14 protein-coding genes are annotated in these 14,510 nt (G+C 50.8%); 5 read left to right on the forward strand and 9 right to left on the reverse strand.

Going from position 1 to position 14,510, the window contains the following annotated elements; all coding sequences use genetic code 11:
* Positions 1-120: 120 nt before the first annotated feature.
* Positions 121-849 carry a MerR family transcriptional regulator gene (locus FU672_RS09855; protein ID WP_148243118.1) on the reverse strand — a complete coding sequence of 243 codons (729 nt, stop codon included), beginning with the start codon at positions 847-849 and terminating at the stop codon, positions 121-123.
* Between the two features lie 188 nt (positions 850-1,037).
* On the reverse strand, positions 1,038-2,258 hold the full coding sequence (locus FU672_RS09860; protein ID WP_148243119.1) for a diguanylate phosphodiesterase: 1,221 nt from the start codon (positions 2,256-2,258) through the stop codon (positions 1,038-1,040).
* Positions 2,259-2,596: 338 nt separating this feature from the next.
* Here FU672_RS09860 and ycgZ point away from each other — a divergent pair, with 338 nt between their 5' ends.
* From ycgZ to fdhF, 4 genes are all read left to right on the forward strand, one after another.
* On the forward strand, positions 2,597-2,836 hold the full coding sequence (gene ycgZ, locus FU672_RS09865) for a regulatory protein YcgZ (protein WP_008500634.1): 240 nt from the start codon (positions 2,597-2,599) through the stop codon (positions 2,834-2,836).
* A gap of 4 nt (positions 2,837-2,840) precedes the next feature.
* Positions 2,841-3,161, forward strand: coding sequence for a hypothetical protein (locus FU672_RS09870; RefSeq protein WP_148243280.1), 321 nt, complete (start codon positions 2,841-2,843; stop codon positions 3,159-3,161).
* Positions 3,162-3,190: 29 nt separating this feature from the next.
* Positions 3,191-3,469, forward strand: coding sequence for a biofilm/acid-resistance regulator YmgB/AriR (locus FU672_RS09875; protein ID WP_023311323.1), 279 nt, complete (start codon positions 3,191-3,193; stop codon positions 3,467-3,469).
* A gap of 190 nt (positions 3,470-3,659) precedes the next feature.
* Positions 3,660-5,810 (forward strand): formate dehydrogenase subunit alpha, encoded by a 2,151-nt coding sequence (gene fdhF / locus FU672_RS09880; RefSeq protein WP_148243120.1) that lies wholly within the window; start codon positions 3,660-3,662, stop codon positions 5,808-5,810.
* Between the two features lie 44 nt (positions 5,811-5,854).
* Here the strand turns inward: fdhF and fliB are convergent, their stop codons facing one another.
* From fliB to FU672_RS09915, 7 genes are all read right to left on the reverse strand, one after another.
* The gene (fliB, locus tag FU672_RS09885) at positions 5,855-7,072 is read right to left on the reverse strand and encodes a flagellin lysine-N-methylase (protein WP_148243121.1); all 1,218 of its coding nucleotides are present in this window, start codon (positions 7,070-7,072) and stop codon (positions 5,855-5,857) included.
* 108 nt (positions 7,073-7,180) lie between these two features.
* Positions 7,181-7,822 carry a helix-turn-helix transcriptional regulator gene (locus FU672_RS09890; protein WP_148243122.1) on the reverse strand — a complete coding sequence of 214 codons (642 nt, stop codon included), beginning with the start codon at positions 7,820-7,822 and terminating at the stop codon, positions 7,181-7,183.
* A 238-nt stretch (positions 7,823-8,060) separates the two neighbouring features.
* Positions 8,061-8,573, reverse strand: a complete 513-nt coding sequence (locus FU672_RS09895; protein ID WP_148243123.1) for a fimbrial protein — start codon at positions 8,571-8,573, stop codon at positions 8,061-8,063.
* An 11-nt stretch (positions 8,574-8,584) separates the two neighbouring features.
* Positions 8,585-9,532, reverse strand: a complete 948-nt coding sequence (locus FU672_RS09900; protein WP_148243124.1) for a fimbrial protein — start codon at positions 9,530-9,532, stop codon at positions 8,585-8,587.
* 11 nt (positions 9,533-9,543) lie between these two features.
* Positions 9,544-12,072 carry a fimbria/pilus outer membrane usher protein gene (locus FU672_RS09905; protein WP_148243281.1) on the reverse strand — a complete coding sequence of 843 codons (2,529 nt, stop codon included), beginning with the start codon at positions 12,070-12,072 and terminating at the stop codon, positions 9,544-9,546.
* Positions 12,073-12,116: 44 nt separating this feature from the next.
* The gene (locus FU672_RS09910; RefSeq protein ID WP_148243125.1) at positions 12,117-12,794 is read right to left on the reverse strand and encodes a fimbrial biogenesis chaperone; all 678 of its coding nucleotides are present in this window, start codon (positions 12,792-12,794) and stop codon (positions 12,117-12,119) included.
* A 79-nt stretch (positions 12,795-12,873) separates the two neighbouring features.
* Positions 12,874-13,404, reverse strand: a complete 531-nt coding sequence (locus FU672_RS09915) for a fimbrial protein (protein ID WP_148243126.1) — start codon at positions 13,402-13,404, stop codon at positions 12,874-12,876.
* A 418-nt stretch (positions 13,405-13,822) separates the two neighbouring features.
* On the opposite strand from FU672_RS09915, the gene FU672_RS09920 reads away from it, so the two are divergent.
* Positions 13,823-14,482, forward strand: coding sequence for a helix-turn-helix domain-containing protein (locus tag FU672_RS09920; protein WP_148243127.1), 660 nt, complete (start codon positions 13,823-13,825; stop codon positions 14,480-14,482).
* The last annotated feature ends 28 nt before the right edge of the window (positions 14,483-14,510 follow it).

Below are 14,510 nucleotides of genomic sequence, written 5' to 3' on the forward strand. Positions count from 1 at the left end.
TTACGAAAAGTAGTTTAAAATTAGCCAGGTAAAGAACATCTGCGGGAATAATACCTATTTTTGAGATAGCTTTTGCACAGAAAATGACAAAAACAAAAAGGCCCTCAAGGCCTCGTACTCTCAGTGATGAAATGAGACAGCAAACCCCTGTTCACGCCAGTGATCGAGCTGTTCCTGCTGGCGAGGCGTTGGGGATTTCCCCGTCCAGACGAAGATTTTTTGCCCCGGGAAGAGTTCAGGACGCGGCGAATCAATAGGTTCCGCCAGGACGTCAATGTGCCAGCCTTTCTGCGATAAGCGCGCGGCTTCCAGCCACAGGTGGGTGCGGTCATCGCATTCCCAGCCAATCAGGAGAGCGTCTTTACCGGCTTTTTTGCGGGATTCCGCCAGGCTTGCAATCGCGAATTCGATCAGTACGCCATCAAACAGGCTCGCCATGTGACGCACGGTATTTTGATCCTGATTCATTCGCTGACGAACGGGAGAGATAATATTGTCAATCAGCGCATCTATCGCGTGATCGCGTCGGAATTCACTGATTTTGGCACGCAGCTTTGCCGGGCTGGCGTAACGCAAAACGGTCATCATCTCTTCCTGGAACGAAACCCAGTTGCCCTGAGTCAATACTTCCTTATTTTCCAGCAAGGCTTTGACTTTTCCGACCGAGACGCCGCTTTTCATCAGGCGTTTGATCTCTTCAATACGCAGGATATCTTCATCGTCAAACTGACGATGACCCCCTTCGCTGCGCTGCGGCTTCAACAATCCATAACGGCGCTGCCAGGCACGCAGCGTAACAGGGTTGATACCGCATCGTTCGGCCACTTCGCCGATACTGTAATAGGCCATTAACTCCCTCACGCTCAGAACTTCCATACCTAACTGCACCAACCTTATCAGATTGTACAAACCATTTGTATAACTAAGACCGCATTTTGAAAGGGTGAAAGAGATACTCTTCCCTTCACCTGTTAATACATTGTTGTATAAAATTTACCATTCGTACAGTTAAGTCTGCCGGAGTGTGTACAGCTTTATCAGTAGTCGAACTTTTTCTCCGGCCACGCAATTGCGGGAATACCGCCGTGCCGGGGGCTGGCAAAAAGATGTCCCTGGAACTGGGATATTCCCGCAGACTCCAGCCACATCCACTCTTCCGCCTTCTCTACCCCCACCGCGCAGAACTGAATCTCAAGCGAGGAACAGCATTTGATAATTGCCTGAATAATGGCCTGTCGGGGGCCACTTTTGTGCACGTTCGCGACCAGATCGCGATTAATCTTAATTCTGTCCGGCTGGAACTGAGCCAGCAGCTGTAACCCGGCAAAACCGGCACCAAAGTGATCGATCGTTACGCTGATGCCCGCACTTTTTAGCTGCCTGACCGAATCCGTGAATTCATCAAAACGGGAAATGGCTTCGCTCTCGGTAAACTCCACCACAATTTGCTCAGGTACAAACCCATTTGCTTCAATCGCGGTGAGCAGGAAATCCACGGCGTTGGGAATGTTGACCAGCGTCATGGGCAGCAGATTCAGGGATAACGTCTGGTCCTGTAATCCCAGCGCGCTGGCCATGGAGAGCGCCACCTGCTTGCTTTGTAAATCCGAGGCATACACGTCGTCACGCGGGCGGTTGGCGAAATAGGCCCCCGGCGGGTCGCCGTCAGGCGTGCGAAGAAGCGCCTCCCAGGAGACGACCTGCTGCATAAACGGATCGACTATCGGTTGAAACGCGAAGCTGCAATCCGCCCCTTTCGCGACAACCTCGGGCTGCGCGGACAAGCGCGTTTCTTCGGGAACAAAGTCCCACGAATCCGCAGGGGGCAGTTCAAAATAGTTCGCTTTTTCCGTGGCCTCGACAAAGGTGCGGAAAAACTGCAGCGGGCGGTCGTTATACGTCAGCTGGTAGCGCGTCGTTCCCTTATTGAGCACCTGCTGCAGTACCTCGTCCCTGTCGAAGTGGCGCAAATCAAAAAGCTCCATGCCCACATTGCCAAAGCGTCGAACAGGCCCGTGATCGCGCATCAGCTCCACCACGTTGTGGTGGCGCGGGTCGTTGCAGATCTGCTCATAGATGGCAGAAACGTGTTCCACTGGCCCTTCAAGCAATTGAAAAAAATGTGTGCCGTTAAACAGCAAGATCCCCGTCACATTGGCTTGCCGGTTTTTACTATTTGCAGCAGCGACCATTGCTTCCAGCGCTTTCACTGGAACGTCCTCGCAGATATGACTGCGGTAAATGATGGTTGTGAGCATGCGATTCCTGGGGGTTAGGGTTTTGGCCACAAAAAGGGTGGATAAGAATCATTTATAGCACATTAATTGCCTGACAAATAATTTACATCTCAACCATTTACGGCATTTAACGATACTTTTTCCTGGGCTGTACAACTTAACAGCGCCTGACCTTTTTGTACAATATATCCTGTAACGTTACCGGTTCACGACACCACTATAACGACATGAAAATAAAAAATTTTATAAAAAACACCACAAGAATATTAAAAATCTGTACATTTTTAATGTACAGATTTTGAAATTATGTATACCTTAAATGTAACGTTACTGATTACAAAATTTTACAGGAGCGAAACATGCAGCAGAAAGGTTACGTCGCAGATTCCGCAGCAGCAATCGCACAGTACTTCGAAAAAGCCGCGCTTCCTACCCAGCAGGAGACGCTGGGCCAGGTGGTTGTAGAAATTCTCAGCGACGGGCGAAACCTGAATCGCAAATCGCTCTGTACCAAACTGCTCAGCCGCCTCGAGAAGGCCGATGGTCCGGAAGAGGAAGAGCATTACCACATGCTGCTTGGTCTGCTCTTCGAACGGTAACATGATGAATAGCAGTGACGCAGACCGACTGATCGACATGCTTATCGGTGAAGCCGTTCTCTCTCTTCTGAAAGAGCGGGGGCCAGTGACAACCGAAGGATTGCTGCAGCGTCTGCGGGTAATGAAAGAACATGAAAAGGATCCCCGGCGGCGGGAGACACTGGCGGTGGTGATTGCCGACATCGGCTCAAACAGTATCGCCTTTACACGTCGCAGAACCGCGCAAGGACGAACGAACAGAGAGGGACCTCTCAACAATAACAGAGACAATGTAGTGCCGTTATTTGGAAGTGGAAAACCGTCCGACCCCAAAAAAATACATTGACTGCAATTTAACAGCTACGGTGAGAACAAATGAGACAAAATATTCAGCTTCAACCCGAATACCATTCTGCTTTTTTAGACAGTGCGTTGTCAGAATATTTCCGTCACGCAGGCGATCGTTTTGCTGAAGAGTCCGCTGTTTTTTCTACTGCAGTACGCTGTGTTCTGGCCTCTGAAGGCCATCTGTCCAATAAAGCGATCATTCTCTGGCTCATTCAGACGCTGGAAGCCACCCACGATGTGGTTCAGGCGGATGTAATTCGTAAGACCCTGGAAATCGTGGTGGGTTACACGATGGACGATCTGTAAGCTTCTGCTCTCAACGCCCCCTAACGTGTCATCGTCAAAACTGACGATCGGCCTGACGATGACACGCGCCCTCCCCCATAACACCCTGTAAAACAAGCAAAGCCAGGCTGGCACGGTTCCTGCTTAACTCCGCTTACGGGACTGGTTTTTCCAGTCAACTTTGCTTCATTTCTTAACAGGTCTGTTATTGATGAAAAAGATCGCCAGCGTCTGCCCTTACTGTGGTGCAGGCTGTAAATTAAACCTTGTCGTTGAAAATAACCGTATCATCCGTGCCGAAGCGGCAGAGGGCGTCACAAACCAGGGCACCCTGTGTCTGAAAGGCTTTTACGGCTGGGACTTCCTTAACGATACCCGTCTGCTCACCCCACGCCTGACCCAGCCGATGATCCGCTACCACAAAGGCGAGGCATTCACCCCCGTTACCTGGGAAGAGGCTATCCGCTACACCGCCCACAAGCTCAGCAGCATTAAAGCGCAGCATGGGTCACGGTCGATCATGACCACCGGCTCCTCCCGTGGAACTGGCAATGAAACAAACTATGTGATGCAAAAATTTGCCCGTGCGGTGCTGAACACCAACAACGTGGACTGCTGCGCGCGTGTCTGTCATGGCCCTTCCGTGGCCGGTTTACAGGAAACACTCGGCAACGGCGCAATGAGCAACTCAATCAACGATATTGAAAACTCAAAATGTCTGCTGGTGTTTGGCTATAACTGCGCGGACTCCCACCCTATCGTCGCCCGGCGCGTGCTGAAAGCGCGTGAAAACGGCGCAAAAATTATCGTCTGCGATCCGCGGCGCATTGAAACGGCGCGTATTGCCGACCAACATCTGCAGCTGAAAAACGGCAGTAACATGGCGCTGGTTAACGCCTTTGGCTACGTGCTGCTGGAAGAGGAACTCTACGACAAAAGCTACGTGGCGCGCTTTACGGAGGGGCTGGAGGCCTACAGGCAGACGGTGAAAGACTATGCGCCGGAGAAGGTCGAGCATCTTACCGGCATTCCCGCCCGCGACGTTCGCCAGGCAATGCGCACCTTCGCGGCGGCTCCTTCCGCCACCGTGATGTGGGGAATGGGCGTGACCCAGTTTGGTCAGGCTGTGGATGTGGTCAAAGGACTTTCCAGCCTGGCGCTGCTGACCGGCAACCTGGGCCGACCTGCCGTCGGCGTCGGGCCGGTGCGCGGTCAAAATAACGTACAGGGCGCCTGCGATATGGGCGTTCTGCCGAATATGTTCCCCGGCTATCAGGATGTTACCGATCCGGCGGTCAGGCAGAAGTTCGCCGATGCCTGGGGGATTGACGTCAAGGCGATGGACGATCGGGTCGGGACGCGCATTACCGAGGTGCCTCATCTGGCGCTGGAAGGCAAGGTCAAGGCCTATTACATCATGGGGGAAGACCCGCTTCAGACCGAAGCCGATCTCGGTCTCGTTCGCAGCGGTTTTGAGGCGCTCGACTTTGTCGTGGTTCAGGACATCTTTATGACCAAAACGGCAGAAGTGGCGGACGTTCTGCTCCCGGCCACCTCCTGGGGTGAACACGGCGGCGTCTTTACCTGTGCCGATCGCGGGTTCCAGCGTTTCGGCAAAGCCATTGAGGCCAGTGGCAACGTGAAGCGCGACTGGGAGATTATCAGCCTGCTCGCCACCGAGATGGGCTACCCGATGCATTATGACTCCAACCAGCAGATCTGGGATGAGATGCGCGAGCTATGCCCTCTCTTCTACGGCGTGACGTATGAAAAAATGGGCGAGATGGGTCACGTGCAGTGGCCGTGCCCGACGCTGGACCATCCCGGCACGCCGTACCTGTACAAAGACAATCAGTTCGACACCCCAACCGGTAAAGGGCAGCTCTTTGCCGCACCGTGGCGCGCACCGGCGGAAACCCCGGATGCGGATTTCCCGCTGGTGCTGTGTACGGTACGTGAAGTGGGACACTACTCCTGCCGCTCGATGACCGGGAACTGCGCCGCGCTGCAAAGCCTGGCCGATGAGCCGGGTCGGGTACAAATGCACCCTGCCGATGCGGAAAAACTGGGCATCACGGAGGGGCAACTGGTCTGGGTACGTTCGCGTCGCGGCAAAGTGATTACCCGTGCCAGCATTAGCGAGCGTATCAACGCCGGGGCCGTCTATATGACCTATCAATGGTGGATTGGCGCCTGCAACGAGCTGACCCAGGATAATCTCGATCCCATCTCCAAAACGCCGGAAACGAAGTATTGCGCGGTGCAGCTGGAGGCGATTGAGGACCAGCGCTGGGCGGAGGACTTTGCAGCGTCGGCGTATCAGTCCATGAAGTCGCGGCTGATTAGCGCGGTGAATGTCTGAGTAAAATGCCGGGTAACGCTGTGCGTACCCGGCCTCTTGCGGGTTTATCCAATCAACAACAAGCAGGATAAATCATCGCCGCCGTTGATTTTATCAATCGCAAAGTCCATGCGCGCATCTATGGTCTTATTGTGCATGGTCTTTTCTGAAAGGCTGGCGATGGTTTTCATCACTACCTGCTGGTCGATTTCACCCTGCATCGATTTTACGCTGAGAATGAATTTGACATAGAAGAAGTCCAGCACCATACGATAAAACTGACGCATGACGGTTGCCGTATTTTTGCCGGGGAAATAGCTACTGTAGAGTTTATACAGCAGATAATTGCGTAACACGTAAGGCTCTGACAAACAGGAATCCTCACACAGTTTATGCCACTGCTGATTAATCTTGTCGAATTTCGCCTCCAGTTCAGCAGCGTCATCTGAACCGGCAATATTCAGATACGAGGCAATTTGCTGATGCCCTTCAAGAATAAAACCGTCCCGGGCCGAATCTTTCGCTACGTTAGCCCCCATCACGGACAAGGCCAGATATTTCATCGCGTTTGAACTAGCCAGATGACCAGAATCGATAAGCGATTTTCCGCTTTGAAGCTCATTGAGCAACGCCCCGTAGAAATTTTCCACTTCAGAAAATTTATTATGCAAATCAAAGTTAACATGCTGAAGACAGAGAATAAACTGTGCCAGTGCCATTAAATTCTCTTCAATGTTACGGGAAGGCGATTGGATTATATTCCAGGCAAAAAGATGGATCACCTGCTGCGTCTGCGAGACAGACTGACGCTGCCCAATCAAGTTTGTTTTATAACGCGCCACTAACTCATCCTGTTCCTGAAGCAGCATTGCATCCGGGTCAAACAGCACACGTCGAACCACTTCCGGACAGGAGAGCGTCATCGTATGCCGTGTCTCATCCTGATAGCGGGTTGAACTCCGGGGATAGGTGCTACAGGTATGCGAGAGCGCTTCTTCCCCTAAATCGCGGTGTACCATGCACAGCTTGTTCTCATCGATAAAAGGACAGTCCCCTTTTTCGTTGAGCCTGACTCTGGAATAGTTGCTCTTACCCTTTCGCTGAAGGATGAGATTCTCTTTGGCAATGGCGGCAATGGCTGCGTGTGAGGAGAGGACATATTTCTGATGGGTTTTCTTATCAATATTGATCGTCCAGCCGCGACAGCATGACATTAAGCACTCTGGCCCAACACACTGAAACTTACAGACAAAAATCGGCTTGATGGTTTTATGAATTTGCATAGCGAAGGCGTCATTATATAAAGCATAAAAAGTACCATGACTCGCATATATTCTATAGGTGCATAACCGTGCATTATGTTTTGTAATTCACTGCATCAAAGGGGCACATTATCCGTAATTATTGACCAGATAGTCACGCAACATGTTCAGGTGACTCTTCTTCTCCATCATTTTGCGAATCAGAGCCATCAGTTCGAAATCATTTCGCAGATTGAATTTTTGCATCATTATATACTTATGCGTAAAGACGGTTTTATCGCTTATCTTCATCGCACGGGCAATCTGCACCACCGATAACCCCCTGTAAAAATTCATCATAATGCGAATTTGCTGTGGTGATAATATTTTACACTGACACTCGAAACAGCTTATTTTCCTCCAGATATAACAGGGAGATTGCGTACGATGCCAGGCGATAGACAGCACCTGGCGTAGATGGTCGAGCGAGGCGCTGCGGGGAATAAAAATAATATCCTGAAAACAGGATGGTAGCGCTTTTACCCGGGCATCATCTTCTACGATACCGATGATGATTCCTTGCTGGCGCGCCTGCAATTCGGGAAAACAGGTAAAGTATTCCCCCTGGCACAACGAAAGCACAATAACATCAGCCGCTCTGATACTATCCGCCGTAAAATCAAATGTAAATGCAACGTCCTGCTGCGCGACATGAGAGAAAAAACCCTTAAAAAAATACTGCAATCCGCACTGAAATAATATATCAGTCTCGCTTATTAAAATATTGACCATTTTTATACCAGAGCGTCGTTAAAATAAAGAGTAAAAGTAGATGTGTTATTTTTATTACAAGTCTGTCATCACATGGCACTCAATTTTCGCAAGCGCATTATCGCTTTGGCCCCAGTCAGCAGTTTTGATAACCGGCTCTTTAAAGGCCCACATAATAGACATTAACAGGATCAGTACGATACATCCCTTTAACACAAGGCGGATAAAATACATGTCATTTCCATCAGTCAAAAGCGTATCAGTTATACTGCATGGTAAGAACGACAACCGCGCTAATCGTCCCTGGCGTTGCACCACCCGCGACCGATTTAACCCTCGCCTGCATGGGTAAAGTAGCCGTTCTGTCTGCAGCAATATTTTGGCTGATGCTTGATCCCGTCCCCATGAGCGCATCGCTGCCCATCTCCGTCATAGCGATAGCAACGTTTTCTGCCGTACCGCTATTCTTGTAGTAGCCAACTCCGGCAACAGGATCGGGTGTTCCGCTAAAGGTTGCTGTTACGCTGCGGGTGCCCACAGGACAAAGGGTGAACAACAAATTAAACGCAACCGGATCGGAAAACGATCCCGGCGTCACCATATTTGTGGCCTGAATATTGCCGAGATTAACATCCAGATTGGTATTTCCCCCATTAAATACGCAGGGAGAGGCAACAATATTGCCGGTGACGCTGACGTTAACGTTATCCGCTGCAATAACGTTGCCGCTTATTACTGCCGCGATGAACGCTGCTGTGCGCATTATATTCATCGTCATCCCCTTTACTGGTAGGTCAAATTTAAGGTTGCTGACGCATTTGCGGTGCCGGGTTCTACCGTCGTTTGCGTCTGGTAATAACGCGCCGTTAAAGGGAACGCTTCCTGGCCACCCGCCGCGAGTTTTAATGGCAGACGCGTATTTAACGTCAACGGTGTACCGTTATAGAGCAACTGAACGCCAACCCCTTTCGCCGTGCCGGTATTACCCTGCCCCGTAAGCGCGAGCACGCTCGTTGTTGCCACGTCCGGGTTCTGAATGCCGCTGAGTGACACGTTGACGTTAGCCCCCGCATCGCAGTTAAGTCCGAGATTCTGCGTATTTTGGGCGCCCGCCGGTGTGGTGCCTACCGTTGAGCCAAAAACTGCGGCAGAAATATCACCTATCGGGAATGTCAGTTGCGGTGTTGTAATATTGCAGGCCAGTACGTTAATGGTTCCGCCCAACAGGGTGGTCGTCAGGCCGTCACGATAAACGCCGTCACTGCCCTGCAGCATCACCACACCCAGCACGCCCGGCGTCAGCGCCCCCGATGCGACCGGTCCGGTAACGATAAGTTCTATTTTACCGCCCCACCATTCGACATAATCAGACTGCGCGTTATAGGAAAAGGTATTGGTCGGGTTTTCAAAATAATTGCCCGATGAAAAGCGCACGCCTATACCGTTTACATTGGTGTTATAAACATGATTACCATAAGTACTCGGTGTCGCATTAAGGTAGCGCATGCTAAAACCCAGCATTAATGGATTGGCGCACCCCGTTAAATAGGAACCGGTTAATGTCGCGTTTCGCGAAAATAATACGGTTCCAACTGCCACGTCACGTTGAACCGTAATCGTGCCGATGGACAAGGTTGATTCCTGTGGCGTAATCGTAGTGCAGGTTCCTGCATGAGCACTGTTCCAGCCTGCTGCAATGCACAGCAGGAATATCATGTTAATTAAGCGCATGTTAAAAAACCCTAAAGGCAAGTGACGTTAATTTCGGTAATTCCACCAGCCGACGACTGCGGGGAAAGCGCGTACGGTGCGTGGCATTGCCGATCGCTTTCCGCTCCCCACGTGACGAAGACGGTACCCTGTGTATCCAGGCCGGTGAGATAAGCCTGACCTTTATCGCCAACAATAACGCTGCTGCTGTCGGCGCCTTTCAGGCTTGCTATTGCGCCAAAGGGAACAAAATGACCGTTATGCATTAAATTAAATAACACCCGTCGCCCCACCTTCGCCTTATAGTCGGCCAAAACGATTGCACCACGCGTCGGCGTCACCGTCCGGGTATTAATATCCAGCTCAACATCATCAGGCAGGCTCTCCGGGGCAAGGGTGATGTCATTTTTGCGGTATACGGAGAGATTACTGACCACCGTATATCCGCGGTAATCCGTTCTGACACCCGGCTGATTGCGAATATCTACGCCGTGCGCGCCCGGCGCGCTAATCAGAACATTGGTCTCACCCAGGGGCTGCGAAAGCGTGATCCCCTCTCTGTGTGCAAGAATGCCCCCCTGCAGACCGTAGTTAAGGCGCTCGCTGTTTTTGTCGTAGCTGTAGCCCGCCGTCACTTCGCCGTAGGTTCCCTTATAATCACCATTCATATTGCCCGTGTAGCCAATGCCGTCCGACCCGTATCCCTGCTGCACGTTCCAGTTCAGCGCGTGGTTTTCCAGCGCCACGCCGTTGAGACCGATGTTGTGGGTGGTGCCATTATTCTTGCTGGCACTTACGCCATAGTTAGCCCAGGTCTGCGGCAAAAACTTCTCCAGCGGAATACTGACGTTAAAGGCCAGCAGCTGATCTTTGTCGTATCGCTTATTGTCATCGTATGAACCCGCACTGCCGTTTTTACTGTACGTCCAGGTGAGTCCGTAACTGATGTTGTGCCAGTAGTTGTTGTAACCCAGGCTGTATGACGCCATCGTTTTACCCGAATTCCAGTAGTCTTCACGGGCCGCGCTCAGCGTCAGCGAGCCAAGATTACCGCCCAGCGTCTGGCTCATCGTGAGTTCGGCCCGGTTGCGGCGTCGGTCCTGAAGCGCGGAGCTGTCACCCCAGGAATCGAGGATCTCCTGCATGCCGTAGTAACCGCTGGTCGAGTAGCGGTAACCCGCAATCGAGAAATGGGTTCCGGTCCCAACAATGTTCTTGCTGTATCGCGCCCGCCAGGACTGGCCGTTGGATTTCTCACCGCCCTGCGGGGTGGACCAGGCCTGGGTCATGTCCGCAGAAATCGCGCCGAAATCACCCATATTTTTCCCGAGCCCGGTGGCGATCGACTGATATTTACTCGACTCCTGCAGCCCGCCATAGAGCGTTAGCCCATAGGGCAGACCATAGATCCCGGTGATTTGCCCAAACGGGGTCTTATCAACGCTGCTGCTATAAGAACGATACTGCCCTCCGGTCACCGCATATTTCAGGCGCCCTTCACGCTGCAAAACCGGTAGTGAGGCATAAGGCAGGGTGAAATGCTGCTCGCTGCCGTCAGCTTCCTTAACGGTGACATCCAGATCGCCCGCGCCGCCCGTGGGGTACATATCGGTAATCTCAAAAGCGCCCGGCGCCACGTAGGTCTGATAAATCTGGTAGCCATTCTGGCGAACAATTACCTGGGCATTGGTACGCGCGATACCCCGCACCACGGGTGCATAGCCTTTCAGCGAATCCGGGAGCATGTCATCATCAGAAGCCAGCTGTCCGCCGCGAAACGGCATACTGTCGAACACGTCGGCTGGCGCGGAGCTGTCCCCCAGGGTGAGCTGCGCTTTGAGCGGAATAATGGCCCGCTGTGCATAGGTGTAGACGGTATCCCATTTGTCCTGGCCGGTCTCATCCCGCGACCAGGTGGTGTAATTTCGCAGTCGCCACGGACCAACGTTGAGACCCGGGCGCAGGTTGGCATATTGACTGTCGCTGTTTTTACTGCCGTTTTGTTTTGCCCGGCTGTTTGCGCCACTCAGGCTGTAATTCAACATGGCGGCGGCGATCCCTTCATCCCATAGCGCTGGCGAGACATACCCGCGTGCCGGCAGGTCAATGGCGGCCTGAGGAATGCTGATAATCAGTCGCTGCGCGGCAAACTGAAAATCCGTGCTGGCGTGAGGAATAGCCTGCAGGTTGACACAGGACGCGCCCTGGCTTGCTAAGTCGGGAAAAAGCGCAGTTTTGACGCCCCATTTGTTGAGCTGTTCAATACTCAGACAAGGCTGGAGGCTATCGCCCTCTTCCCCACCTTTTACTGAGGTAAAATCAATATCGCTTGTCTCGATGAGTTGGTCGTCAAGGATGATGTCAACGTGGTATTTCCCTGGTGCCTGCGAACCTGATTCAAAAGCAGATAAATCAGCTTTACCTGTGCCCGGGTTGTCCAGCTCAACCAGTTCGGCGTTGAACGAATCACGGGCATAAACAATCTGCATTGCATTAACCAGCGCAAAGGCGATACAGATCGCCAGACGCGCAGGCTGCATTTTTTTAGTTTTCGTTGCCATCATCATTAACCTGACCTGATATGCGGATCGCCGCTTTTGATAAATTAAAAGCTGGCCTGATGTATTATTCCGGGGCTGCCGTAATCATTAATGACTTTGAATGAAATATGGTTGCCATCGGCACCTGCGGGTAAGGTAAATGCCGCCATCGCGCCAGGTGCAACCCAGGAGACCGCATCAAGTTTTTTATCGCCGACGCTTATTTCATTAAAATTGATAATATATTGCGTTGGATTGGTGACCATAAGCTTATTCCCACTACGCGACCAGGTTAATTTATTCGCTTGTTCTTCCGGTGTTGATGCCTTCAGACTTGTCGGGCGATAAATTAGCTTGATGCGCGTCTTGACGGCAATTTGCAGTGAGTTTTCCTGTTTTGAGGCAGACGGTATCGCTTTAATATTCAGCCAGAAAAGACTTTCTTTATCCTGGGGTAGAGAACCCGAGAGTAAAATACGCTCAATATTTTGCTGACCACCATCCAGTCGATATAAAGGCGGAGTAACAATGAAAGGCGCTTTATTAGTATTACCCTCTGGCATTTCAACCCAGGACTGGATTAAGTAAGGCATGCTATCGGCATTATTGATGCTGATGGATGCCTCTTTTTTCCCACCATCAAAAATGACGCGGGTGCCGCCAATAATGACCCCGGCATACGCGTTCGAAAACGATGCAGTCAGAGCGGCAGCAATGAGCAGGGTCTTGCTAATAAAATTCATTTTACACCTCTTGAAACACGGGGGCAGTGGCTGCCCCCACGCAGAACGTCGTGGAACCGACTCGGGTTCTGCTTAATGACTAGTTATAAACAACGGAGAAATTAGCCACGGAGTTTGCAGGACCGGCAGTCACCGATGCCGCCGTTGAAATATACTGCGCGTAGAAATTCAGCGTATTATCGGCGGTGCTGCTTAACGCATAGCTATAGCTGTTACTGCCGTGCAACGGCAGATCCGCTTTATCAGCGGTCATCAAATTGATAGCAACACCCGTTGCCGCACCGGCGACGGAGGTATCAATAGCCAGCAGATCGGCGTTAGTCAGGTCAGGCGTACCGTCAAAACGGACTTTGGCACTGGTGACCGTGACCGGGCAGTTCTTCAGGACAATATCGAATTTCGTTGCCGCAGTTCTGGAGCCTGTTGCCGGAAATTCTGTTTTATTGTAATCACCTAATACCACCACCTGATTTTGCGAGGCAACCGCGACATCGCAGGCTGAATCCAGGATGTTACCATTAAAATTAACGGTTCCTGCAGCAGCGAGTGCATTGCCCATCATTAAAGCAGAACCTGTCGCAATCATCGCTAAAATAATGTTCTTTTTCATAATCTTCATTTTCCTGTTTACGGGATAACTTTATTTATTATTGAAACTCAAACAGCAGAAAGTTGATAAATGAGTCGCTGTGGATTCATTTATTTTTTAATTAACGTCATAAGGTCTTTCTGACTGACCGGTTAAAATTTATATAATCATTTTGGTGAATACAACGTTTTGCTGGTCTAGCTGTAGACTCTGATTTAACGTAAATTCAACATTTCTTTCAGGATACGCTTACGCTTTATTTTCCTGGTCTATTAGTAGACTTGATCGTCTTTTTGTTTTCATTCAACACGTTAGATATCTGGCGCTCAACGGTCTACTTTTGGACCTTGCTGAAACATTCCCTGACTCCTTCATTTTTAAGATAATTCTCTGCGTAGATCAAAAAACGATCAGACCCGTAGTCGCTGTGAGGTATCATATGAATACGCGTTTAACCACGCCATTGAATAACCACGAATCAACCGTTCTTGGTTTAAAACCGTTTATCCATATAGACGCCCTGATTAAATCAGTGCTACCTGATGCGAACAGAATGATCATCTGTCGGGGAGAAACCGTACATTATTATAAAGATGATGTGCGCCAGTGTTTTTTACTTCTCCAGGGAAGCGTGGCGCTTCATCGTCGCGGCGATGGTATTGTTTTAAACTCTGAATCAGCGCCTTTTATTCTTGGCGTCAGCAGTCAATTTTCTTCGGAGCATCTCTACGTCAGAGCCCTGGAGACGGCAGAAATCGCCCGCGTGTCGCTGGAGACGTTTAATCAGATTGTTTCACAGCAGGATTTATGGGAGCACTTTTCAAAGCTGCTTATTTATACGGCCTCACGGGTCTATGAGCATTGCGCGCAAATATCGCAAATGTCTGCCTACGATATCATTCGTTTCCAGCTTGTTGAACTCATGCAGGAACCCGATGCCATACGGAAAAATACGACGGCGGCCGCGTACATCAAAAGCCGGACGTATCTTTCACGTAGTGGAATTATGCGTATTCTGGCAGAACTGCGGACCGGGAAGTACATCACCATGGAGCGTGGGGTGCTGCTTGACATTCACCATCTGCCACGAAAATATTGATAGCCAGCGTGCCTGTATCAAAGAGAAG

Source organism: Enterobacter asburiae (assembly GCF_008080435.1).
Classification (GTDB): Bacteria; Pseudomonadota; Gammaproteobacteria; order Enterobacterales; family Enterobacteriaceae; genus Enterobacter; species Enterobacter asburiae_C.

Bases quoted from the DNA above. Each gene is read 5' to 3' on its own strand.
- FU672_RS09855 (WP_148243118.1), bottom strand. From the start codon at position 849: ATGGCCTATTACAGTATCGGCGAAGTGGCCGAACGATGCGGTATCAAC.
- FU672_RS09860 (WP_148243119.1), bottom strand. From the start codon at position 2,258: ATGCTCACAACCATCATTTACCGCAGTCATATCTGCGAGGACGTTCCA.
- ycgZ (WP_008500634.1), top strand. From the start codon at position 2,597: ATGCAGCAGAAAGGTTACGTCGCAGATTCCGCAGCAGCAATCGCACAG.
- FU672_RS09870 (WP_148243280.1), top strand. From the start codon at position 2,841: ATGAATAGCAGTGACGCAGACCGACTGATCGACATGCTTATCGGTGAA.
- FU672_RS09875 (WP_023311323.1), top strand. From the start codon at position 3,191: ATGAGACAAAATATTCAGCTTCAACCCGAATACCATTCTGCTTTTTTA.
- fdhF (WP_148243120.1), top strand. From the start codon at position 3,660: ATGAAAAAGATCGCCAGCGTCTGCCCTTACTGTGGTGCAGGCTGTAAA.
- fliB (WP_148243121.1), bottom strand. From the start codon at position 7,072: ATGCAAATTCATAAAACCATCAAGCCGATTTTTGTCTGTAAGTTTCAG.
- FU672_RS09890 (WP_148243122.1), bottom strand. From the start codon at position 7,822: ATGGTCAATATTTTAATAAGCGAGACTGATATATTATTTCAGTGCGGA.
- FU672_RS09895 (WP_148243123.1), bottom strand. From the start codon at position 8,573: ATGAATATAATGCGCACAGCAGCGTTCATCGCGGCAGTAATAAGCGGC.
- FU672_RS09900 (WP_148243124.1), bottom strand. From the start codon at position 9,532: ATGCGCTTAATTAACATGATATTCCTGCTGTGCATTGCAGCAGGCTGG.
- FU672_RS09905 (WP_148243281.1), bottom strand. From the start codon at position 12,072: ATGGCAACGAAAACTAAAAAAATGCAGCCTGCGCGTCTGGCGATCTGT.
- FU672_RS09910 (WP_148243125.1), bottom strand. From the start codon at position 12,794: ATGAATTTTATTAGCAAGACCCTGCTCATTGCTGCCGCTCTGACTGCA.
- FU672_RS09915 (WP_148243126.1), bottom strand. From the start codon at position 13,404: ATGAAAAAGAACATTATTTTAGCGATGATTGCGACAGGTTCTGCTTTA.
- FU672_RS09920 (WP_148243127.1), top strand. From the start codon at position 13,823: ATGAATACGCGTTTAACCACGCCATTGAATAACCACGAATCAACCGTT.